General features: G+C 70.1%; 16 protein-coding genes and 1 pseudogene. 9 read left to right on the top strand and 8 right to left on the bottom strand.

What is annotated here, in order from left to right; translation table 11 throughout:
* Nucleotides 1-343: 343 nt before the first annotated feature.
* Nucleotides 344-1105 carry a FadR/GntR family transcriptional regulator gene (locus ABD355_RS14375; protein WP_344400646.1) on the bottom strand — a complete coding sequence of 254 codons (762 nt, stop codon included), beginning with the start codon at nucleotides 1103-1105 and terminating at the stop codon, nucleotides 344-346.
* Nucleotides 1106-1413: 308 nt separating this feature from the next.
* Here ABD355_RS14375 and ABD355_RS14370 point away from each other — a divergent pair, with 308 nt between their 5' ends.
* The 6 genes and pseudogenes from ABD355_RS14370 (at nucleotide 1414) to ABD355_RS14345 (ending at nucleotide 7954) form a co-directional block, all read left to right on the top strand.
* Nucleotides 1414-2781: an ABC transporter substrate-binding protein gene (locus ABD355_RS14370; RefSeq protein WP_344400644.1), complete on the top strand. Its 1368-nt coding sequence runs from the start codon at nucleotides 1414-1416 to the stop codon at nucleotides 2779-2781.
* Entirely contained in the window at nucleotides 2778-3692 is a 915-nt protein-coding gene (locus ABD355_RS14365; RefSeq protein WP_344400643.1) for a carbohydrate ABC transporter permease, read from the top strand. The genes ABD355_RS14370 and ABD355_RS14365 overlap by 4 nt, the downstream gene beginning before the upstream one ends.
* 55 nt (nucleotides 3693-3747) lie before the next feature.
* On the top strand, nucleotides 3748-4656 hold the full coding sequence (locus ABD355_RS14360) for a carbohydrate ABC transporter permease (RefSeq protein ID WP_344400642.1): 909 nt from the start codon (nucleotides 3748-3750) through the stop codon (nucleotides 4654-4656).
* Between the two features lie 8 nt (nucleotides 4657-4664).
* Nucleotides 4665-6668 (top strand): DUF8034 domain-containing protein, encoded by a 2004-nt coding sequence (locus tag ABD355_RS14355; protein ID WP_344400641.1) that lies wholly within the window; start codon nucleotides 4665-4667, stop codon nucleotides 6666-6668.
* Entirely contained in the window at nucleotides 6665-7012 is a 348-nt protein-coding gene (locus tag ABD355_RS14350) for an L-rhamnose mutarotase (RefSeq protein WP_344400640.1), read from the top strand. Before ABD355_RS14355 ends, ABD355_RS14350 begins: the two co-directional genes overlap by 4 nt.
* Nucleotides 7013-7050: 38 nt before the next feature.
* Nucleotides 7051-7954, top strand: a pseudogene (locus tag ABD355_RS14345) (amidohydrolase family protein).
* Between the two features lie 337 nt (nucleotides 7955-8291).
* On the opposite strand, the gene ABD355_RS14340 reads toward ABD355_RS14345, so the two are convergent.
* The 4 genes from ABD355_RS14340 to ABD355_RS14325 all read right to left on the bottom strand — a co-directional run bounded on the left by ABD355_RS14340 (nucleotide 8292) and on the right by ABD355_RS14325 (nucleotide 13271).
* A complete protein-coding gene (locus tag ABD355_RS14340) occupies nucleotides 8292-9713 on the bottom strand; it encodes an aldehyde dehydrogenase family protein (RefSeq protein ID WP_344400639.1) in 1422 nt (473 codons plus the stop codon).
* Nucleotides 9710-10588 carry an SDR family NAD(P)-dependent oxidoreductase gene (locus ABD355_RS14335; RefSeq protein ID WP_344400637.1) on the bottom strand — a complete coding sequence of 293 codons (879 nt, stop codon included), beginning with the start codon at nucleotides 10586-10588 and terminating at the stop codon, nucleotides 9710-9712. The genes ABD355_RS14340 and ABD355_RS14335 overlap by 4 nt, the downstream gene beginning before the upstream one ends.
* Nucleotides 10585-11931: a flavin-containing monooxygenase gene (locus tag ABD355_RS14330; RefSeq protein ID WP_344400634.1), complete on the bottom strand. Its 1347-nt coding sequence runs from the start codon at nucleotides 11929-11931 to the stop codon at nucleotides 10585-10587. Before ABD355_RS14330 ends, ABD355_RS14335 begins: the two co-directional genes overlap by 4 nt.
* Before the next feature lie 119 nt (nucleotides 11932-12050).
* Nucleotides 12051-13271, bottom strand: a complete 1221-nt coding sequence (locus ABD355_RS14325; protein ID WP_344400633.1) for an MFS transporter — start codon at nucleotides 13269-13271, stop codon at nucleotides 12051-12053.
* Between the two features lie 203 nt (nucleotides 13272-13474).
* Between ABD355_RS14325 and ABD355_RS14320 the strand changes: the two genes are divergently transcribed.
* On the top strand, nucleotides 13475-14536 hold the full coding sequence (locus ABD355_RS14320; protein WP_344400632.1) for an AraC family transcriptional regulator: 1062 nt from the start codon (nucleotides 13475-13477) through the stop codon (nucleotides 14534-14536).
* A gap of 71 nt (nucleotides 14537-14607) precedes the next feature.
* Here ABD355_RS14320 and ABD355_RS14315 read toward each other — a convergent pair whose 3' ends face one another.
* From ABD355_RS14315 to ABD355_RS14305, 3 genes are all read right to left on the bottom strand, one after another.
* Nucleotides 14608-17241 (bottom strand): alpha-L-rhamnosidase-related protein, encoded by a 2634-nt coding sequence (locus ABD355_RS14315; RefSeq protein WP_344400631.1) that lies wholly within the window; start codon nucleotides 17239-17241, stop codon nucleotides 14608-14610.
* A 153-nt stretch (nucleotides 17242-17394) separates the two neighbouring features.
* On the bottom strand, nucleotides 17395-18867 hold the full coding sequence (locus ABD355_RS14310; protein ID WP_344400630.1) for an APC family permease: 1473 nt from the start codon (nucleotides 18865-18867) through the stop codon (nucleotides 17395-17397).
* Between the two features lie 54 nt (nucleotides 18868-18921).
* Complete coding sequence (locus ABD355_RS14305; protein WP_344400629.1) at nucleotides 18922-19647, bottom strand: FadR/GntR family transcriptional regulator; 726 nt, start codon at nucleotides 19645-19647, stop codon at nucleotides 18922-18924.
* 179 nt (nucleotides 19648-19826) lie between these two features.
* Between ABD355_RS14305 and ABD355_RS14300 the strand changes: the two genes are divergently transcribed.
* Both ABD355_RS14300 and ABD355_RS14295 read left to right on the top strand, forming a co-directional pair.
* Entirely contained in the window at nucleotides 19827-21242 is a 1416-nt protein-coding gene (locus ABD355_RS14300; protein ID WP_344400628.1) for an amino acid permease, read from the top strand.
* 162 nt (nucleotides 21243-21404) lie between these two features.
* On the top strand, nucleotides 21405-21863 hold the full coding sequence (locus tag ABD355_RS14295) for a protein kilB (RefSeq protein WP_344400627.1): 459 nt from the start codon (nucleotides 21405-21407) through the stop codon (nucleotides 21861-21863).
* Nucleotides 21864-21980: the final 117 nt, after the last annotated feature.

Here is a 21980-nt window from a genome sequence, read left to right as displayed (position 1 = left end):
TGCGAAGCCGTCCTCTTCTACGTGCCAAGTTGCAACGGCTGGGGCCGTGCTACAGCGGCAGGGCCCCGGCAGAGCAGGCCAGTTGTACGGGCAGTCGTTGCCGCAGCCCGGGAGAGTGGCCGTGGTCAGCGCCTCGGTGGCTTTGACAGCGTGAGTGGGCTCCGTCTGTCAGCCTGGGTGGCGCCGTAGGGGTTGTACTGGTGGAAGCACTTGCCTGGCGTGGACAGGCGGCGCGGATACGTGGTCGACGACACGCACCTCGCCTTTCTCCGGGACCTCGGTTCATTCTCACGACATCGGCCTCGGCCACCTTGGGGATGTCGTTGGCCGTGTGGCGGCCGGATCATCCGAACAGGCGGCGCTGGATCTCCCGCCGGTAGTCCTCCAGCGTCCGGTCGAGGTGCGCGGCGGTGGCCTGTGCGGCCTCGTCCGGGCGGCCGTCGCGAATGGCGCGGTAGATCGCCTCGTGCTCCTCCACTGCGGCCGCGGTGCCCTGGCCCAAGGTGTCGTGGATGCCGATCGCGCTGGACTGGCGCTGCAGCCGGCGGGCGTCACGCACCGCGCTGCCGAGGAACGTGTTGTGCGAGGCCGCGGCCACCGCCGCGTGGAAGTCGTCGTCGGCCTGGTTGAAGATGCCGACATCGCCGTGGACGTACCCGTGCCGGCACTGCTGCATGGCGACCTCGACGGTGCGCAGTTCGGCGGGAGTGGCACGGGTGGCCGCGAGTCTGGCGGCGGCCGTCTCCTGAACCCTTCGGAACTCGAACAGCATGAGCACGTGATCCAGGTCCACGGGACGGAAGAAGCCTCCCCAGCGACTGGCGACCAGCATGCCGTCGTCGTTCGCGACGAACAGTCCGCGTCCCTTGTGCGCCCGGACCCGGCCGAGCGCCGAGAGGACCTTCACGGCTTCCCGAACCACCGCTCGGCTGGTGTCCAGCCGCTGAGCCAGGTCGTTCTCCGTGGGCATCCGGTCACCCGGGGCCAGGCGCGCCTCGGCGATGAACTCGAGGATCCGCTCCGCCACGACCTCGTATCCGGGCCGGTAGTCGCGCCGCTCGTCCGCGCCGTTCACCACCACTTCCACGGCGGGCGTGTCCTTCATATGTGCTGCCTCCGGGTGACTGCGAGGACGGTGACTGATCGGCTCTGAAGCCGCGGTCATCGTACAGCAGAGCAAGATAAGTAGTACTCATCTGGGACCTCCCTCCCGTAAGATCGAGCTCCATATGCGGCTTAAGCGTTGATTCACCTGCCCGTGACACCACGTATCGGCACCGCATCGTCCGCACACCGCTCGAAAAAAAGACATACTCACCTCTTGACGGGTCTCGTGATATGGCGGCTAATTTCTTCCGCAGCGGTAATGACAGAGCCGCCAGCCGCCCTCATGGAAACCGAGTGGAGTCGCTCATGTCCGTCTACAAGCCTTCGGTCGACCAGGAGACAGGGACCAGCAGGAGACGAGCCGCGTTGCTGGCAGGCTGTGCGGCCATCGTGCTGCTCACCGTGACCGCCTGTGGCGGCGGTGGCGGCACCACCGGCGGCACCACCAAGGACGGATTCGCCCAGGCCGCCCAGGACAAGGGGGCGTTGACCGTCTGGGTGGACGCGACCCGCATGGCCGCCGCGAAGCAGTACCAGGCGCTGCACCCGGGGGTGAAGCTGCACATCGTGAGCTACGACGGCGACGCCAACGGCTCGAACTACCTCCAGACGAAGGTCCAGTTGTTCAACCGCACGGGCAAGGGCTGGCCGGACGTCGTCTTCAGCTCCCAGAACAACGAGGCGAGCTGGGCGGTCGACGCGGGTTTCGCGGCGCCGCTGAACAAGGGTCTGATCCCGGACGCGACCCTCGGCGGGTTCGCCAAGGGGGCCAACGACGTCTGCACGGTCGACGGCACCCTCTACTGCCTGCGCAACGACCTCTCCCAGGCGGTGCTCTGGTACAACGCGCCGCTGCTGAAGCAGTTCGGCTACACGGTCCCGACGACCTGGGAGCAGTACCAGGCGCTCGGCGAGAAGGTCGCCAAGGAGCACCCCGGCTACCTCGTGGGCGACGCGGGTGACACCTTCACCCCCGAGATCTACATGTGGGCGAGCAAGTGCGGCGCCAACCACATCACCGGCCCCAAGGCCGTGTCGGTCAACACCACCAGCGAGGCCTGCACCAAGATGGCCAAGCTGATGGACGTACTGATCAAGAACAAGTCGATGTCGATCAGCGGCGTCTTCAGCACCGACTTCGCCAAGAACAAGGCCCACAAGGTCCTGCTCATGCCGGGCCCGGCCTGGTACGGCGGCGCGGTCTTCGAGAGCGGGCTCAAGACCCCGGCCAAGCAGATCGCGGTGGCCCCCATCCCGCAGTGGCAGGGGGACACCGCACCGTCCACCGGCAACGTCGGCGGCGGCACCTGGCTGCTGTCCAAGCACTCCACCCACATCAAGGCGGCCACCGACTTCCTGAAGTGGGTCACCACCGACAACGCCTACCAGGGCTCGAAGGCCCCCGGCTTCCCGGCCTACGCGCCCGCCGCCGAGAACTGGCTGAAGGCACAGGCCGCATCCGGGTACTTCGCCGGTGATCTCATCGCCCTCAAGGACGCCTCCTCGCAGGTGTGGTCCGACTGGGGCTCGGGCCAGTTCAGCCAGGAGGCCATCTGGGCCGCCACCGTCAAGCCCGCCATGACGCAGGGCAAGACCATCGAATCGATGCTGCCCGCCTGGCAGGACTCGATCGTCAAGTACGCCCAGGCCGACGGATACAAGGTCTCCAAGTGACCCTCACGCATTCCTCGGCCGGCTCTGTCCGGGGACGCCCTCGTGGTGCCTCCCGACAGAGCCGGGCCGGCGTGGCATTCGTCGCCGGCTACGTACTGCTGCTGATCGCCTTCGGTGTCCTCCCGACCTGTTACGCGATCTACTTCGCGTTCACCAACGCCTCAGGCGCCTTCACCGGCCTCTCCAACTTCGTTACCACGGCACGGGACTTCCGCTTCGTCGACTCCCTGGGCCATGTGGCCCTGTACCTGGTCTTCTGGCTCCTGTCGCTCGTGGTGTTCGTGGTGGTCCTCGCGCTGCTCCTGCACCGGCTGTCCTCCGGACCGCTCAGTCAGGCACTGCGCTTCCTCTACTACATCCCCGGAGCTCTCGCCGGCGCCGCGAGCGTCCTGGTGTGGCTGTTCATGCTCGACCCGACGGTCAGCCCGGTCAGCTCGCTCCTTGAGACGCTGGGCTTCCACACGTTCGGCGAGGTCATCGCCCCCGGCAACCTGGCGCTGCTGTTCACGATCATCGCGTTCTGGACCGGCGCGGGCGGCTGGATCGTCGTCATGTACGGCGCCCTCAACAACATCCCCAACGACGTCATGGAGGCCGCGCGCATCGACGGCGCGAACGGCTGGCAGACGGCCTGGCGGGTGCAGATCCCCATGCTCCGCAAGTGGATCGTGTACATGGTGATCCTGGCCTTCGCGGGCGGCGCCCAGCTCTTCGTCGAGCCACAGCTGCTCTCCCTCGCCAGCACGGGCGTGGCCGGCCGCGACTACTCGCTCAACCAGCTGACGTACGACTTCGCCTTCCAGATGAACAACATCAACGGCGCCGCCGCCGTCTCGGTGGAGCTCCTGGTCGTGAGCGTGTCGGTCGCCGGTGTCTTCGTCGCACGGTCGGGGTTCTTCGATGCCGACTGACACACACCCCACTCCCCTTGCCACCACCCCACGCACGGAACGGGATGCGAAGGTCATGAGCCGAACCCGACACGGGGAACTTCGGCAGCGCCGCCGACCCCCTCAGCACGTGGCCTCCCGGCTGCTGGCGGGCTCGGTACTCACCGTCTTCGTGGTGTTCTTCGTGCTCCCGGTGATCTGGTTGCTGCTCGCGGCGACCAAGACGGACCAGCAGCTGGTCCACGACAACCCGCTGTCCTTCGGGTCCTGGCACGCGCTGACGGCCAACTGGCATGCGCTCACCGCCTTCCAGGACGACGCCATCCTCCTGTGGCTGCGCAACTCCGCGCTCTACGCCGCGATCTCACTGGTCATCACGCTCTGTCTGGCCGTACCGGCCGGGTACGCGCTGGCGATGACCGAGTTCCGCGGCAGGCACGCGCTGCTGATCGCGACCCTGGTCGTGATGCTGATGCCGAACGCCACGCTGGTGGTGCCGCTGTTCCTGGAGATCAACGCGGTGCACCTGATCGGCACCATGTGGTCGATCATCCTGCCGTACTCGTTCTATCCGTTCGGCGTGTACCTGACGTACATCTACTTCTCCACCGCCGTGCCCAAGGACCTCCTGGCCGCGGCACGCATCGACGGCTGCTCCGAGTTCGGCGTCTTCCGTCATGTGGCCCTGCCGCTGGCCACCCCCGTCATCGCGCTGGTCGGGTTCTTCAGCTTCGTCGCCAACTGGACCAACTACTTCCTGCCGTACGTGATGCTCCCCGAGAGCGACCAGATGCCGATCCAGGTGGGCGTCGGCAGTCTGCTCAGCAATGTGCCGTCGTTCAACCCGACCGTCGGCGACCTCGCGATCCAACGCCCGCAATTGGCACTGGCGACGCTGGTGGCCATCACACCGGTGCTCGTCGTGTTCCTGTTCGCCCAGCGCTTCCTGGTCAGCGGAATGCTCGCCGGCGCTACCAAGGAGTGACCGCTCTCATGCCCTTCGACTCTCACCCCGACGCCCGCGCCGAGGACACCCCGCCCCCCGTGCTCGATGTGCGGGCCACGGTGCCGCTGCTCGAACCCCCGGGCTGGGCCGTGGCGCAGCGCGCGCTGTTCGACCTGCTCGACCACGCCTGGCGCCGCTTCGAGCGCGACTTCACCGGCCCCGACGGACGGCTGAACTACAACGGCCGCCTGACCAGCCGGGACGGTGTCGACGACTTCTACGAGGTCTTCTTCAACTGGCCCCAGCTGTACCTCCTCGGCGGCGCCGACGACCTCCTGCCCGCCAGCGAGAAGCACTGGGAGGGCGTCACCAGGCAGCTGACCGAACTGAACATGCTGCGCGACGAGTACGAGCGCGGCTACGACTGGTTCCACCAGGGCGAGAGCCTGCTGCTGCTGTACTTCCTGTGCATGGCCGCCCCTGATCGCTGGGCCGAACGCGCGCTGCGCTTCGCCGAGTTGTACGTCGATCCCGCCAAGGGCAACTACGACCCCGAGCACCGCATCATCACCCGCCCGCACAACGGCAGCGACCCCGAGCGGACCGGCCTGTTCGACGGTGACGTGTACCCCTGGCTGCTGAAGGAGGCGCAGACCTACGGCTTCCCGCTCGACTGGCTGCCCGAGGCCGCCGACGGGCCCTTCCCGCTCTCGGCGGACCCGCGGCTGGGCGACCAGATGCGGGACCGGATGGGCGTCGGTGACACCGCGCTCAACCTCGCCGCCGCCGGACTGGTCCTCAACGCCTGGATCCTGACCGGCGAGGAGCGCTATCGCGACTGGATCATCGAGTACGTGGGCGCCTGGCGCGAGCGCACCCGGGAACACGGCGGCCTGATCCCGGACAACGTCGGCCCGGACGGGGTCGTCGGCAGCCTCCTGGAAGGCCGCTGGTACGGCGGCCACTACGGCTGGTCCTGGCCGCACGGCTGGCACAGCGTCGGTCACGCGGCCTGTGTGGCGGCGCTCGCGGCGGCGACGGTCACCGGTGACGACGACTACCTCTCCATGGTCGCGACCTCGCTCGACGCCCTCATCGACCGCGGCAAGGTCATGCCCAACACGGAGGCCGACTCGAGCCTGCCCTCCAAGTGGGTCGCGGAGCTCGGTCCGGACCGTCACACGCCCACGCTGCACCTGCCGTTCCGGCACAACGACTCGGGCTGGTTCGACTACAACCCGTCCACGCCCCCCGTGCCGGTGGCCCTGTGGCACCACACGTTCTCCGAGGCCGACCGCGCCCGGCTGGAGCGGCTGCGCGAGGCCGACGGCATCGACTGGCGCACCGTACGCCCGTTCCGCGCCAAGGAGGAGTCCGGGCACGAGAAGGCCTGGTTCGCCTTCCTCGCCGGCGACGACCCCGGCTACCCGGAGCGCATTCTCGCCGCCGCCCAGGCCCAGGTCAGGCACCGCCTGCGACGCATCGACCGCTACCGCGACCTGGACGTGCCCGAGGCCGACATCCACGTCTGGCAGCAGTGCAACCCGGTGGCCACCGAAGCCCTCGTGCAGCTGACCTGGGGCGGCCCCCAGGTGATGTACCAGGGCGGTCTGCAGCAGGCACGGCTGCGCTACCACGACGCCGACGCCCGCCGGGCCGGCCTGCCGGAGGACGTCGCCGCCCTGGTCACCTCCATCGACCCCGAGGCGACCACCGTCGAACTGGTCAACCTCTCCCCCGAGACCGACCGCACGGTCATCGTCCAGGCGGGCGCGTTCGCCGAACACACCATCACCGGCGTCCGGTACACGGCCTGCACGGACGACGGCTGGATCGGCGACATGTACGACTACGGCCACACCGAGCCGGTGGTCTCCGAGGCCGAAGCCCCCTGTGACCGTCCGTACCTGACCGTCCGTCTGCCCGCCTCCACGCGCATCCGGCTCACCCTGCGACTGGGCCTGCGCACCCGTACTCCCAGCTACCGCACGCCGTTCGACACCGCGGCCGAGCGGACCAACTCCACCGACACGACAGGGGAACCGGCGTGAAGCGCATCGCCCAGACCATCAGGCTCCGCCCCGAGCACCGCGAGGAATACCTCCGGCTCCACTCCGCGGTCTGGCCAGGAGTCGAAGCCGCCCTGCACCGGGCGAACATCCGCAACTACAGCATCTACCTCCACGGTGACGTGCTGTTCGCCTACATGGAGTACCACGGCGAGGACTTCGAGGCGGACATGGCGACCATCGAGGCCGACCCCGAGACCCAGCGGTGGTGGAAGCTCACCGACCCCTGCCAGGAACCCTTTCCCGACCGGGGCGAGGGCCGCCAGTGGAGCGAGCTCCCCGAGATCTGGCACCTGAGCCCGCCCGGCGGCGACGCCACCGCCTGACCCGGCCCGCATCAGCCCGACCCGACTTGGATCCCCTCGTGAACGCACCCGTGCTCGTCGATGCCCACCACCACCTGTGGGACCTCGCCCACCGTCCGCAGCCCTGGCTCGACGACCCCGACGTGGCGTCGATCCGCCGCACCTTCACCCCCGACGACCTGCGCTCCACCGCCACCCACCCCATCGCGGGCCGACGGCTGCACGGCACGGTGGTGGTCCAGTGCATCGCGGAGGTCGCCGAGACCGAGGACCTGCTCGCGCTCGCCGAACAGGAGCCGCTGATCCAGGCCGTGGTCGGCTGGGCCGATCTGACGTCCCCTGATCGGTGACGTGCTCGACCGTCTGATCGCCGGGCCGGGTGGCGGGTATCTGCGCTCCCTGCGACACCTGGTCCAGGGTGAGAGGGACCCGGCGTGGCTGCAACTCCCCGATGTGGAACGCGGTTTGAGGGCGACCAGGGATCGCGGGCTGGGCTATGACGTACTCGTGCGCGACCACCAGCTCGACCAGGCGATCCGGCTCGCGGAACGCTTCCCCGACCTGCCCCAGGTGCTCGACCACGCGGGCAAGCCGGACATCGCCCGGCAGGACCTCGCAAAGTGGGAACGCGGGGTGCGGCTGCTGGCCGGCCACCCGCATGTGGTGTGCAAGGTCTCGGGACTGATCACCGAGGCCGACCGCACCCACTGGACCACCGCCGACCTCCGCCCCGCCTGGGACGTGCTGGTCTCCGCCTTCGGTCCGGACCGGCTGATGTTCGGCTCGGACTGGCCTGTCGCCAACCTGGCGGGCGGCTGGAACCGTTGGGCCGCCACCGTGGACGAACTGCTCACCGGCTGGAGCGCCGGCGACGTCCACGCGCTCCTGGCCGGCACCGCGACCGCGTTCTACGGCCTGCCCCTTGTCCCCGGGGAGAGCAACACCAACACCCCGTCGACCTGACCGCTCCTGTTGCGCTGCGAGATCCACCGCCGCGCAACGACACCCCACCGCACCCGCGCGCTCGCCGAGGCCGGCCCCGAGGGCCTCCCGGTGCTGCTGTCGTAGGGGGTCACGAAGTTCCGGACCTCTCTGAGGGGCAGCGGTGACGGCAGGTGGTCCCCGCCCGCTCCGAGGTCGCCCTGTGCTCGGTGTACTCCCCGCAGAGCGTGCACGAGTGCCGGCCCCTGCTCCGGTGCTGCCGCAACGAACCGAGATCGACGATGTTCGCGAGGTCCTCCTCGCAGACCTCGTCGACGGGGTGATCGTAGCCGTTCTCGAGCCGGCCGATGGTATGGGATCAGCGGGTGCGGATCCAGACCGTCTTCTCGCGGGTCCACTGGGCGAAGGCGTCGGTCGATTTTTCCGCGCCGCCGAAGCCGGACTGTTTCCAGCCGCCGAAGGGTGTGGCGATGTCGCCCTCGCTGTAGGCGTTGACGGAGACCACGCCGGCCTGGATGCCGCGTGCCAGTCGGAGGGCGGTGTCGAGGTCGCGGGTCCATACCGAGGCGGCGAGGCCGTATTCGGTGGCGTTCGCCAGATGCAGCGCCTCGTCTTCGGAGGTGAAGGTCTGGACGGTGACGACGGGGCCGAAGAGTTCCTTGGTGAGTACGTCGCTGCCTTCGGGGGCGTGGGTGATCACGGTGGGCGGGTAGTAGGCGCCGCGCTGGGGCAGGCCGTGCGGCAGGCCTCCCGTGTGGACACGGGCTCCTTCGGCCCGGGCGGCCTCCACCGCCGTCGCGACCCGGTCGAAGGCCGTCCGGTCGATCAGTGGTCCCAGTTGCGTGCGAGGGTCCGCCGGGTCGCCGATGACCAGGCGTTTTGCGGCGGTTGTGAAGCGGCCGAGAACCTCGTCGGCGATGCTGTGGTGGACCAGCACGCGCGAACCGGCCGTGCAGTTCTGTCCCATGGTCAGGAATGCGGCTTCGGTCATGTGGTCGATGAGTTCGTCGCCGTAGGAGAGTGCGTCGGCCATCAGTACCTGGGGGCTCTTGCCGCCCATCTCCAGCGAGACACGTTTGAAGTTGGTGTCGGCCGCGTCCTTCAGGATGCGGCGCCCGGTGTCGGTGGAGCCGGTGAAGGAGAGGGCGCCTACGACGGGGTTGCGGGCCAGGGCGGTGCCGGTGACGGAGCCGTGGCCGGTGAGGACTGTCAGGACCCCCTCGGGCAGCCCCGCCTCGACGGCGAGTCGGGCCAGGTGCAGGGCCGAGCGCGGGGTCGCCTCGGCGGGCTTGACGAGCAGGCAGTTGCCCGCGGCGAGCGCGGGGCCGACCTTCCAGGCGGTCATGGCCAGCGGGTAGTTCCAGGGCAGGATCGCCGCGACCACCCCGACCGGCTCCCGGGTCATGAGGCCGAGGCCGTCCGGCCCGCCGGGGGCGATCCTGCCGAACACCTTGTCGGCCGCCTCGGCGAACCAGCGGATCGACTCGACGGCACCTGGTACGTCGCCGGTGAGGCACTCGGTGATGGGCTTTCCCGCGTCCTCGCTGTCCAGCCGGGCCAGGATCCCGGTGTCGCGTTCCATCAGGTCGGCCAGTCGCAGCAGCACCGCGCTGCGTTCGCGGACCGGCAGTCCCGACCACACGCCCGATACGAAGACGTGCTCGGCCCGCTCGGCGGCCTTGGTGACGTCTTCGGCGTTGGCGGCCGGTACCGTGGTGATCGGTTCCCCGGTGGCCGGGTTGACGATCCTCAGCAGGGCGGGGTCCTCCACCGCGGTCATTTCTCCTCCACCAGTTCCCAGCGTCCGTCCGTCTGCCGGGCCAGCCCCCGGCGGCGCAGCTCCTCCAGATAGCGGGCCATCCCGCGCTCCCCTCTCTGCCGGAACAGCGGGAACACCTTGGGCAGCAGGTTCGGCGCCAGCATCGCGAACCGGACCAGACGGGACTCGCCGGTACGGGGGTACGCCTCCAGACGGGGCCTGTCGAGCAGGGAGACCACGGCCGCGACGACGTCGGCGGGCTGCTGCGGCGGGTCCTGGAACTGCATGGAGTTCCCGCCGTCCACGGCTTCCTGGCGCAGCATCCGGGTGTCGGTCGCCGACGGCAGCACCGACCCGGCCAGGATGCCCTTGCTCCTCAGGTCGAGCCCGAGGGCGAGCATCGCCCCGCGCAGCCCGAACTTCGAGGCCGTGTAGATCGGGGTCTCTCCCAGCGGGAAGATCCCGCCGAGGGAGACGGTGGTGACGACCCGGGGGTCCTGTGAGGCCCGCAGCAGCGGTATCGCGATCCGGGTGGCGACCAGCGGCGAGGTCAGGTTGAGGGTGATCTCCCGCTCGATGCTCTCGACGCTGCGCACGTCGAAGCGTTCGGCGCTGGTCATTCCCACGTTGTTGACGAGGACGTCGAGGCGGCCGTACGCGTCGGCGACCTGCTCGAAGAGGTGCTCCACCTGCGCGCGGTCGATCAGGTCGCACCCGAGGGCGGTGTGGCCGGCGCCGGGAAGCTCGGCGGCGACCCGCTTGGCGCGGACCCCGTCGATGTCGACGACGACGCAGCGGGCGCCGGCGGCGGCGAAGCGGTGGCACATCGCGCTGCCGATCCCGCCGGCGCCGCCGGTCACCAGCATGACCTTGTCACGGAAGTCGAAGCCGCTCACGACACCGCCTCCGCGCTCCGCAGGGACCGCACCCGCGGCGGCCGGCCCTCGGTGCGCCAGCCCATCTCGGCGGCGACCTTGGCGAGATGCTTCACGAAGGCCCCGCTGTCGACATAGCCGGTGTGTCGGGGCGAGTCGACGAACTTGAGGCCGCCGGACAGGTCCGGGCGGTCGGTGCGGATCATGGCCGCGAATCGCTCCGCGTTCGGCAGCCCCTGCGCCAGATCGTCGATGTGCCCGGCGATCAGCTGCGCCTGGGTGTCGAAGAGCCGGTACGCACCGGAGTTTGTCTCGACGAAGCCGACCCCGAACAAGCCCTGGTGCTCACGGGAGAACGACGACAGGTACAGGTCGGGGTGCTGCTCGTCGCCGAAGTACTTCTGCGCGACCGGCACTTGGTGGACGTAACCGGTGGCCAGCAGGATCAGGTCGAAGTCGTCGCGGGTACCGTCCGTGAAGTGGACCGTGCGGCCCTCGGTGCGGGCGATCCCCGGCCTGGCGGTGATGTCGCCGTGCTGGAGGTGGTGGATCAGCATCGAGTTGATCGCGGGGTGGGTCTCGAAGAGTTTGTGGTCCGGCTTCTGCAGGCCCAGGCGCGTCGGGTCTCCGTTGATGATCCGCAGGAGGGTGCCGAAGACCCGCTGGGCCAGCCACATCGGCAGGTGCGGCCCGTCGTTGGCGATGGTGTCCACGGGCCGGCCGAAGAGGTGCTTGGGGATGAACCAGTAGCCGCGGCGCATGCTGATCACCGCGTGGTCCGCGCTACGGGCCGCGTCGCACGCGATGTCGCAACCGGAGTTCCCGGCACCCACGACCAGCACCCGCTTGCCGCGCAGTTCCTCCGCGCTGCGGTAGCCGACCGTGTGGCGGACCTCGCCGGTGAAGGTGCCGGGCAGTTCGGGGACGTTGGGGTGCCACTGGGACCCCGTACACACCACGACCTGGCCGTGCACGGTCTGCCGTCCGTCGGTCCGGGTGACCGTCCAGGTGCCGTCGGCGTTCTTTTCCACGCTTTCGACCTCGACGCCGAACTGGATGCGCTCCGTCAGTCCGTAGGCGTCGGCGAAGGACGTCAGATACGAGAGGATCTGCCGGTGCGGCGGATAGTCGGCGAATTCGTCGGGCATCGGGAAACCCCCGAAGCCCGAAAGCGTTTTGCTGGAAATGAAATGGGCCGACTCGTACATCGGGCTGCCGGGGTTGTCGATGTCCCAGATACCGCCCGGCCCGGTGTGCCGCTCAAGATGCGTGTACGGCAGGTTCCGCTCCGTCAGGGCTCTGGCGACCGCGAGCCCGGCCGGTCCCGCTCCGATCACGCAGGTGTCGTACTGGATTATTCCCATGCGGAGGATCCCTTTTCTGTCGGTTCGCAAGCCCATTCCTGAGGTGCTGAAGGGCTGAAGGGCTGAAGGGCTGAAAGAAACTTATTCATCTGCAGTTCAGCGGGAAATGGTCCGTGCGGTCAGAGAGGGGGCCTGGGCGGCCATGCGAAAGACCGTGCGGTCGCCAGGAGAGCGAGGACGAGGCCGGCGGGGATCGCGTAGGCGAGGCGGAAGTGGCCGGTGGAGCCGAGGATTCCGCTGGCGGCACCGCCCGCGAGCACACCCATGTAGTTGAAGACGTTCATACGGGCCAGGACCGCTTCGGTCGCCCCCGGTCTCAGGCGTCCGGCGGAGGCGAGGCACAGGGGCACGAGTGCGGAGACCCCGAGCCCGGTGCACGCGGCGGCCACGACCGCGTACGGCCAGGCGGGGGCGGCTGCAAGTCCGGCCAGGGCGGCGGCGGTGAGCAGGGTGGCGGCACGGATCACCGCCACCGGGCCGAGGGTGCGTACGAGACGGTCGGCACAGGTCCGCCCGGTGACGGTGCCCACCTGGTAGGCCGCATAGGCCAGGGGCGCGAGGGACAGGGCGGTGTCCAGGGTCTGGTGGAGGTAGAGGGTCGACCATGACGAGACCGTGGAGTCGATGACGTAGGCGACCAGGAGGACCAGGCCGAACGGGGCGAGTTCGGCCCACAGTTCGCGGCCGAGCGCGACGGACTTCCCGGCCGGCTCCTCATGGGCGGACAGAGCGAGGGGTGAGTCGGCGGGAAGTTCGTGGGCGCGGACGGTCAGGGCAAGGGCCAGAACCAGGCCTGCCTGTGCGGTCAGGGTGTGCTCGGCGGGCCAGCCGAGGTGAGCGGTGCCCGCGGTCAGCAGTGCGGCCGCGATACCGGCCGCGCTCCAGGCGGCGTAGAAGGAGGCGAAGATGCTCCGGCCGTAGTGGCGTTCGACGGTCGCGGCCCGGGTGTTCGCCGACACGTCGATGCAGCCCAGCGCCATCCCGAACAGCCCGTAGGACACTGCGGCCGCGGTCTGGCCGGGAGCCCGGCCGATCAGCAGCAGGGCCGCGGCGGTCGCCACGACGGCGGCCCGCATCGCGGCGACCGGTCCCACGCGCCGGATCAGGGCCAGCCCGGCGAAGCTGCCGACGCCCGCGCTCAGCGCGACGGTCACGACGAGCACGGTCATCGTCAGCGGGGAGAGCGCGAGACGCTCCGTGACGGCGGGCACCGTGGTGGACACCGCGGCCACCGCCGCTCCCTGGGCGGCGAACACCGTCGCCACGGCCCGTCGGGCCGCCGCATGGGGGCTGCGGCGCCCGGATCGTCGCCGGGCCGGGGTCTGAACGGGTGCGGTCATGGTGAGCCTTCGTTACGCCGACGCGAGAGCGCGGAACGGGCGGGTTCCGCACAAGGTGCGGGTTCCGGACAAGGTAGGGACGGCGAAAAGTCCGTGTGCAGCGCGCCGGAGGCCGAAAAGGGGGCCCCGGCGGCCACAGCCGCGACAGGCGGGGCCCAGCTGTTTACAGTGAGGCGAGAAACTCCCTGGTGAGAGGGGACGCGATGCCCGATGCTCCCGCCCCGGTCATATCTCCGGGGACGAGCCGCAGCACCTCGGCCACCATCGCGCCCAACATCCTGCGCTACCTCGCCCGGGTCGCCGGTGAGTCCGGCGTCGACCTGCAGCCGCTGCTGACCCGGGTGGGGCTGGACCCCACGGTGATGGGCTCCGCCGCGCTGCGGGTCTCCTACCGGCAGGGCAGCGACGTCATCCGCCAGGCGGTGCAGTTGACCGGCGACGAGCACCTGGGGCTGCGGGTGGGCGCGGCGCAGCACCTCACCGCTTGGGGGCTGATCGGCCTGGCCATGATGGCCGCCGACACTCTTCAGGAGGCCATCGAGACCGGGGTGCGCTATCAGAACCTCTCCGGGGCGATGACGGTGTGGTCGGCCCGCTGGGAGGACGCCGGGTATGTGTTGCGCGCCGATCTGCCGGACCCGGCGCTGGATCCGACGGTCGCCGTCTTCCTCGCCGAGGAGGCGTACTCCAGCGTCGTCACCCTCACCCGGCTGAGCGTCGGTGCCGCCTTCACCCCGCAGGCGGTGGACTTCGCCTTTCCCGCCCCGCGCGACACCCGCCCGTTCGACGACCTGTTCCGCTGCCCCCTGCGCTTCGACGCCGTCGGTAACCGCATGGTGTTCCCCGCCCGGTGGGCCCGTGCGGCCATGCCGGGCCGGGATCCCATCACATACGCCTCGGTGCTGGAGGTACTGGAGAAGGAGACGGCCTCGCGGCGCGACCAGCAGGACCTCCTGGAGGTGCTGGAGATCTCCATCGCGCAGAGCCTTCCGGCCGTCCCCTCCTTCACCGAACAGGCCCGCAGACACGCCTCCAGCGAACGCACACTGCGCCGCCGCCTGGCCGAGTGCGGCACCACATACGAGGCGATCGTCGACGGAGTCCGCCGCGAGCAGGTCGAACAGCTCCTACGGCGCCCGGAACTGACCCTCCGTGACATCACCCGCCAAGCAGGCTTCGCCGACGTCAGCGCACTGCGACGCGCGGTACGCCGATGGCACGACCTGACCCCGCTCGAACTGCGCGCCGGTCTGCTGGAGCGGTAGCCCCCGCCCGGCCCGACCGCACGCGTGCCCCAGCGGGGTGATGGAACGGCCCATGCCCCCCTCGACAGGCCCTAACCGTCCCGCTCGCAGACGAAACTGTGACTTCCCGGCCCCAGGTCCGACACGGTGACTACCCCTCCGGTCACCCCTACGCCACGCATGGACGCCCGGCGCCCGTCCCACAGTGTCCGGCGGCCGGCGCGCACGCCCTGCCGGTGCGCGTCGCCCGGGAAGGAGATCGAGCCCCGTGTGTGTGCCGGTGCGTGGACGGTGAGGCGGAAGGCCTGATCGCTGTTGTCCCACTCCACGCGCAACGGGCCCTGCGGTGTGGGCAGTTGGCCCGTCGCCCAGTCGACGTCACCGGGCTGCGGACGTATCTCCCAGGTGGCGTAACCCGGCGAGGCCGGGCGGGCTCCCAGCAGGTGGTGGGTCAGGGCCGGCAGGACGCCCGTGGACCAGCCGTGGGCCATGCTCGTGTAGGCGCCCTCGTAGAGGGAACCGCCCGGTCCGATGCCCTCCCAGTGGGTGATGCCGGGGTCGTTCTCGTCCATCCAGCCGTAGGTGCGCCGGATCTGGTCGAGCGCGGAGGCGGCCCGGCCGGTCAGGAAGCGGGCCTCGATCTCGGGGTAGGAGGTGAAGGCGTACACGCGCTGGGAGGCCTGGTCGAAGAGGGTGTCGTTGTCCATGAAGGCGTTGCCGTACGGCCGCTGCGTCGTGGCGTCGAGATGGGCCAGCGCGGCTGCGGCGCGGTCGGCGTCGGCGATGCCGGTGACGACGGCCAGCGCGTTGCCGTCCTGCGCGTGGCGCGCCGGGCCGGTCGTGGAGTCCAGGTAGGCTCCGGCCGCCGCGTCCCACATCAGCGCGTTGACGGCCTGGGCGACCTTGTCCGCCCTGGCGCTCCAGCGCTCGGCATCAGCCCCGCGCCCCAGCAGCCGGGCCAGCCGGGACCCCGCCCGCAGGGCCTGCACGTACAGGGCGTTGTAGTAGGTGACCCGGCCGGTGCGCCCCAGAAACGCGTAGTCGCCGTATCCGCCCGTGCCGTTGAGTCCCTTGCTCAGCAGGCCGGACTCGTCGGTGACGCTCGGGTACCAGCCGTCCAGGACCTTCACCAGGTTCGGGTGGTGCTGGGCGGCGTAGGCGCTGTCGCCGGTGTAGAGGACGTAGTCCCAGCCGCAGGTGACCCAGTACAGCGGATAGTCGAAGAGGGGCAGGGTGTAGTTCGAGATGGAGGCGGGCGGGATCCAGCCGTCGGCGCGCTGGTGCGCGGCGAGGTCGGCCAGCACGTTGCGGACCGCTTCGGCGGTGTCGTCGTGGGTCAGGTACAGGGTGCGTGCGGAGACCGCGAGGTCGCCGACATACGGGTCGCGGTCGCGCTTGGCGCCGTCGTGCAGGACCAGTTTCCCTTCCAGGGTGGCGCTCCAGGCGCCGCGTGGGTCGACGTCGTCCTGGCGGAAGGTGTCGGTGACCAGTTCGTTGGTGTACGACGCCCCGTACCAGTAGCGGTTCAAGTCGTCGTCGGAGCACAGGAACCAGCCGCGGTAGGTGCTGGGCGTGCCCAGGTATCCGGTGAACTGCAGGGACACCGAGTCGATTGCGACCTCACCCCAGGGCTGGGCGGCGGGCGCGTCCGCGGGGAGGGCGTCGAGCGCGATCCTGAGGTAGCGGAAGCCGTGCAGCCCGTCCGCGAAGATCTTGTCACCGCTCTGGAAGCCCTTGTGGTCGGTCCAGTCTGCGCCGCCCGCCGGGACGGCGAACTGGTCCGTGCCCTGTCCGGCGCCGCCCGCCTGGTCGGAGCGGGTGAAGTCCGAGCGTTCGGTGAGGCACTGGCGGGTCTCGGAGAACGCCAGCCGCACACCCGGGGAGTTGTCGGAGGCCGAGGTGAACCTGATCCGCGGATACCCGACCACGACCTTGCCGAAGTCCACGGTGACGCTCGGCACGGCGATCGGTTCGACGGGCGCGGGCCAGACCTCGTTGATACGGGTGAAGTCTCCGCGCGGTGTGTCCTGCACGGCTGTGACGGTGATGCGTACGCGATCGGTCGTGACCGGCGAGGCGAAGGGCACGGCCCGCTGGATGACATCGTTGTCCACGATCGTGGCCGCGGTCTGCCACGCACCGTCGCGCCCTACCTCGACGGTGAACGCGGTCGGCACGCCGTCGCTGTTGGAGACGACGGTGATACCGGCAAGCCGCAGGGCCTGTGGCGCGGAGATGGTGAGGACGTCGGGAAACGCCCCGACCGTGTCGTCGTTCCAGAACGTGTCCGGGTCGCCGTCGATGGCGTTGGCGGCGTCGTAGGTGCGCGGTTGGCCGTCGTTGCCGTTGTTGCCCGCATGGGTCGAGGAGGCCTCGGCCGTGGTGCCGTCGGGCCAGCGGGGTGCCGCGGCGGGGCGGGGACGCCGCAGGACGGTTGTGGCCCCGCCGGGCTTGAGCAGTGCCTCGGCGTTGTCGACGTCGCCGCTGGTCGTGACGGTCCGGACGGGCCGGACGGTGCGCGAGGACGGCGCCTGGACATAGCGCTGCCAGCCCTTGGGGCGGCGGGCCGCGTCGCCGGTGGCCGGGGCGGCCGCCTCCTCGGCGGGGAGCGCCGCCGCCGCGGGGAGCCCGGCGGAGGCGAGGGTCGCCGTCAGCCCGACCGCGCCGGCTCTGGCCATCACGGTGCGTCTGGGGATGTCGTTCTCCGGTGTGCCGTTCGACGTCATGGCGCCTCCCTGAGCAGACGGGATTGAATCGTTTCAGACGATGGTGGTGACGTGACGGTATCCCGAACACCGGCCGCCCGTACAGCGCTTGGACATGAGCGGGACCGGCCCTGCGCGACGGCCGGTGTCGTCAGGACCGGGCCGAAAGCAGCCTCACTCGGCGTCGGCGACGACCGAGCCGACCCGTTCGGCCAGGCCCGGATCGCGGCGGACCAGCAGGGTCGCGTAACCGACGGACAGCAGCAGGGCGGCCAGCGCCGCGACGGGGAACCAGTTGTACGGGGCGGGCTGGCCGGGCTTGGCCAGGTAGTACAGCGGGACCAGGATGGCGAGCGCGCCGAGGGCGGGCAGCACCAGGTGGCGGCCGGTGCGGAACTCCTGTGGCCGGTAGCGGCGGTAGTACAGCGGCAGCGCGATGTTGGACGCGAGGTAGACCAGCAGGATCAGGATGGAGCCCAGGCTGGAGGACTCGGTGAAGAAGACGACGGGGTTCATCGGCCCGCCGTCGGCGCCGAGCAGATGCCCCAGGCCCCAGCCGCCGATGATCAGCAGGGAGATGGCGGCGAAGGTGACGATCGCGTTGTTCGGCGTACGGCGGGTGGGGTGGACGTAGCCGAAGAACGACGGCAGCAGTCCCTCGCGTCCGGCGTTGAAGACCAGGCGGGCCTGGGAGTTGATGCCCGCGATCAGCACGCCGAGGGTGGAGGTCAGACCGCCGAGGTAGGCGAGGAAGGCCAGGGCGCCGAGGGTGTGGTGGGCGACGTCGATGAACGGGATGCGTGCCGCGCCGAGCCGGGCGACGTCGTAGCCGAAGCCGGTGACCGTGGCGTAGGAGAAGAGGATGTAGCTCACGGTCATGATGCCGATGGAGGAGAACACGGCGCGGCCGACGTTGCGCCGGGGGTTCTCCGTCTCCTCGGCCAGGGCCGCGGAGTTCTCCCAGCCGATGAAGAGGTAGACCGCGAGGGGGAAGCCGGCCGCCAGGCCCCGGAGGCCGTGGTGGATGTGGTCGGGCAGGAACGGGGCTGCGGAGAGGTTGCCGCGGTGTTCGACGAGGGTGGCGACCGAGACCACGACGAGGACCAGCATCTCGACGCCGAAGAAGTAGCCGGCCCACTTGGTGGAGACCACCACCCCGCGCAGCATCAGCACCACCGACAGTCCGGTCAGCAGCAGGGTCCAGATGATCCAGGGCAGGTCGAGGCCGGTGTAGTGGTGCAGGGTGATCTGCACGAAGCCACCGGAGATCGCGATGACGGAGGCCATCGCGATGATGTAGCCGAGTACGGCCAGCAGAGCGGTGGTGACCGCGCTGACCGGCCCGAAGGTCTTGCCCACGAAGGTGATGAAGCTGCCCGCGGAGGGGTGCGCGCGGGAGAACTGGGCGAGCGTGTTGCCGAGCAGTGCGACCGCGACGCCCGCGGCGAGGATGGTCAGCGGGGAGGCCACGCCGGCGGTGGTGGACAGGAAGGCGAAGCCGAAGAAGAAGCTCATGGCCGGGCCGACGTTGGCCATGGTGGCGGCGGCGATGTCGGCCATGCCGAGCACGCCGCCGCGCAGCCGCTGGGGCGTGCCGCCGACGGCGCCCGGCGTCGGCGGCGGGCCGACGGCTTTGGGGTCGGGCATGGCGGCGGCTCCTTCTGATCCGGTGCGGCGGTGCGAGCGGTGCGCTGCGGGATGTCAGCCGGGGTGGGTGTTCTGGTGTGCCTTCACTGCCTGTACGGCGGGGTCCAGCGCGCCGCGGCCGAGTTCGGTGAGCAGGTCGGCGTGGCAGCGGTTGCGTGCCCGTACGACGTCGAGGTGCGGGGTGGGCTGGACCAGGCACAGCCTGCCCAGGAGGTCGGCGGTCAGTTCCCGGACGCCTGCGCCGCCGAGGGCTTCGGCGAGGTCGAGGTGGAAGCGGGTCTCCAGCATCAGCAGCTGTCCGGGGTGTTCGGTCTGGTCCATCTCGTCGACAAGCGCCTGCAGGCCGCCCAGCCGGCCGGCCGGCACCTCGCCCGCGGCGTGGGCCACCAGGCCGCACTCCAGGAGCAGGTGGAAGGCGCTCAGCGAGGCCGCCTCGCCCTCGTCGTACAGCGCCGGGACGATCGTGTCCCAGCCCTGGGCGACGAAGGTGCCGCCGGTCCGGCCGCGTCGGCGGTCGAGCAGGCCGTCCTGGCACATGGCCTCCAGCGCGCGCCGCACGGTGATCTCCCCGATGCCCAGTTCCTCGGCCAGGACGCCGGCGTCGGGCAGCCGGTCCCCCGGGGAGACGGAGGTCAGGCGCACCTGCAGGGCGATCCGCGAGCGGACGAGTTCCGCGCCGGTCTGGCCGCGGCCGGGCAGCACTCGGGCGTCGTGCACACCGGTGGCCGATGCCGGTGCCGGCTGGCCGTAGGGCCCGAACTTGCCCGCTGCATTCACCACGACCTCACCTTAACGGCCTGCTGAGCGGGGGTTACGGCGGGCGGCGGAGCAGGGTCCTGTGCGCGCTCGGATGCATGCTCGGAAAATAGAGCATGGTGAACAGTTAAACAAGACTGTTCTTTTGGATCGTACTGAACTAATTTCCCGGTCACCGTCCCCGCTCCCCTCATGGATGTGTGATGACCTCAACGCTCACGCAGAGTCCGCCCGCCGAGCCCGGCCTCAAGGCCGGCCTGAAGAACCGCCATCTGTCGATGATCGCCATCGGCGGTGTCATCGGCGCCGGCCTGTTCGTCGGCTCCGGCTCCGGCGTCGCCGCCGCGGGCCCCGGCATTCTCATTTCCTACGCCCTCGTGGGCGTCCTCGTCGTCCTCGTCATGCGGATGCTGGGCGAGATGGCCGCGGCCAACCCGACCTCGGGCTCGTTCTCCGCGTACGCCGACCGGGCGCTGGGGCGCTGGGCCGGCTTCACCATCGGCTGGCTGTACTGGTTCTTCTGGGTCGTGGTGCTCGCGGTGGAGGCGACCGCCGGCGCGAAGATCCTGGCCGGCTGGATACCGGCGGTCCCGCAGTGGGGCTGGGCGCTGATCGTCATGGTCGTGCTGACCGCCTCCAACCTGGCCTCGGTCAGCTCCTACGGCGAGTTCGAGTTCTGGTTCGCGGGCATCAAGGTGGTGGCCATCGCCGCGTTCATCGTGGTGGGCGGTCTTGCGATCTTCGGTCTGCTGCCCGGCTCGGATCACCCGGCGTCCGGCTTCTCCAATCTGACCGGCCACGGCGGCTTCCTGCCGCACGGGCCGGGAGCGATCCTCACCGGTGTGCTGATGGTGGTCTTCTCCTTCATGGGCAGCGAGATCGTCACGCTCGCGGCCGGCGAGTCCGCGGACCCGCAGGGCGCGGTCACCAAGGCCACCAACAGCGTGATCTGGCGTATCGCGGTGTTCTACCTGGGTTCGATCCTGATCGTGGTGTCGCTGCTGCGCTGGGACGACCCGGCCATCCTCAAGGACGGCTCCTACGTCGCCGCGCTGAGCTCCATCGGCATCCCGCACGCCGCGCAGATCATGAACGCCATCGTGCTGACCTCGGTGCTCTCCTGTCTCAACTCCGGCCTGTACACGGCCTCGCGCATGGCGTTCTCGCTGGCCCGGCGCAGTGACGCCCCCGCCTCCTTCGGCCGCACCACGCAGCGCGGTGTACCGCAGGCGGCCATCCTCGCCTCGGTGGTCTTCGGCTTCGTCGCGGTCGCCTTCAACTACCTGTGGCCGGACACCGTCTTCCAGTTCCTGCTCAACTCCTCCGGTGCGATCGCCCTGTTCGTATGGCTGGTGATCTGCTTCTCGCAGTTGCGGATGCGCAGGATCATCGAGCGGGAGACGCCGGAGAAGCTCGTCGTCAGGATGTGGCTCTACCCCTACCTGACCTGGGCCACCATCGCCCTGATCACCTTCGTGCTGGGCTACATGCTCACCGACACGGCCGACGGCGGCGGACGCGACCAGGTGGTCCTGTCCACCCTGGTGGCCCTCGGCGTGGTCGCCTTCGCGCTGGTCCGCGAGCGGCTGAGGCGCAAGCAGGACGCGCTGGTCCCGTAGAGACCCGATCAGGTCCTGAGGGGCCGCGTGCTCGTCGCAGTTGTGCCCGAGACGCCGGCTCCGCATCCGCCCTGCCCGCACGGCGTCGGACCGTGCGGGCAGGGCCGCTATCGTGATCCGGCGGCGTGCCGGACCGGGGCGGCCGCCGGGAGGGGAACGTTCGTGATTGCGGCAATCATCGCGGTGCTCGGCACCTTGCTGGGCGCGGTCACCGCGGGTGTCCTGCAGCAGTTCGCCACCAAGTCCGCCCGACGCGACCGGGACCGTCAGGCGCTCGCCGCCGCGGTCGCCGGACTGCTGGGCGCGGCCACCGACCATCGCAGTCACCAGTACCTCAAGCACGTTCTGCGCCGTCAGGGCGGGGAGGAGACCCTGGAGCTCCGTGCGGCCCGATACGAGGCGAGGTCCGCGATGACGAAGGCCCTGACCGCGCTGGTGATCGCGACGGACGATCCGGGCCTCCTCGCACTCGCCGAGCGACTGGTCGCCGCCTCGAACGAGGTGGGCGAGCAGCCCCACGCCGACCGGACGGCCGTGGACGAGGCGGGCAACCGCGCCCGGGAGGCGCACGCCGCCCTCCAGAGGGCGGCCGCGAACCATATGCGCCGGGCGCGCGGTTGACGGCGAGGAGGCGTAGAGCTCTGTCTTTCGGCGCGTAGTTCGCTCGTCTTCCGGATGGGCGGCGGCGGCCGATGTCCCAGCCTCCGCCGCCTTGGGGCCGCACGCTCTCCGCTTCCT

The sequence above is a fragment of the Streptomyces longisporus genome (assembly GCF_039532765.1).
Classification (GTDB): domain Bacteria; phylum Actinomycetota; class Actinomycetes; order Streptomycetales; family Streptomycetaceae; genus Streptomyces; species Streptomyces longisporus.
This window is presented reverse-complemented; position numbering and strand designations above follow the sequence as displayed.

What these genes read in the sequence shown, in the direction of transcription:
- ABD355_RS14375 (WP_344400646.1), bottom strand. Translation starts at nt 1,105, where the DNA reads ATGAAGGACACGCCCGCCGTGGAAGTGGTGGTGAACGGCGCGGACGAG.
- ABD355_RS14370 (WP_344400644.1), top strand. Translation starts at nt 1,414, where the DNA reads ATGTCCGTCTACAAGCCTTCGGTCGACCAGGAGACAGGGACCAGCAGG.
- ABD355_RS14360 (WP_344400642.1), top strand. Translation starts at nt 3,748, where the DNA reads ATGAGCCGAACCCGACACGGGGAACTTCGGCAGCGCCGCCGACCCCCT.
- ABD355_RS14355 (WP_344400641.1), top strand. Translation starts at nt 4,665, where the DNA reads ATGCCCTTCGACTCTCACCCCGACGCCCGCGCCGAGGACACCCCGCCC.
- ABD355_RS14340 (WP_344400639.1), bottom strand. Translation starts at nt 9,713, where the DNA reads ATGACCGCGGTGGAGGACCCCGCCCTGCTGAGGATCGTCAACCCGGCC.
- ABD355_RS14330 (WP_344400634.1), bottom strand. Translation starts at nt 11,931, where the DNA reads ATGGGAATAATCCAGTACGACACCTGCGTGATCGGAGCGGGACCGGCC.
- ABD355_RS14325 (WP_344400633.1), bottom strand. Translation starts at nt 13,271, where the DNA reads ATGACCGCACCCGTTCAGACCCCGGCCCGGCGACGATCCGGGCGCCGC.
- ABD355_RS14320 (WP_344400632.1), top strand. Translation starts at nt 13,475, where the DNA reads ATGCCCGATGCTCCCGCCCCGGTCATATCTCCGGGGACGAGCCGCAGC.
- ABD355_RS14315 (WP_344400631.1), bottom strand. Translation starts at nt 17,241, where the DNA reads ATGACGTCGAACGGCACACCGGAGAACGACATCCCCAGACGCACCGTG.
- ABD355_RS14310 (WP_344400630.1), bottom strand. Translation starts at nt 18,867, where the DNA reads ATGCCCGACCCCAAAGCCGTCGGCCCGCCGCCGACGCCGGGCGCCGTC.
- ABD355_RS14300 (WP_344400628.1), top strand. Translation starts at nt 19,827, where the DNA reads ATGACCTCAACGCTCACGCAGAGTCCGCCCGCCGAGCCCGGCCTCAAG.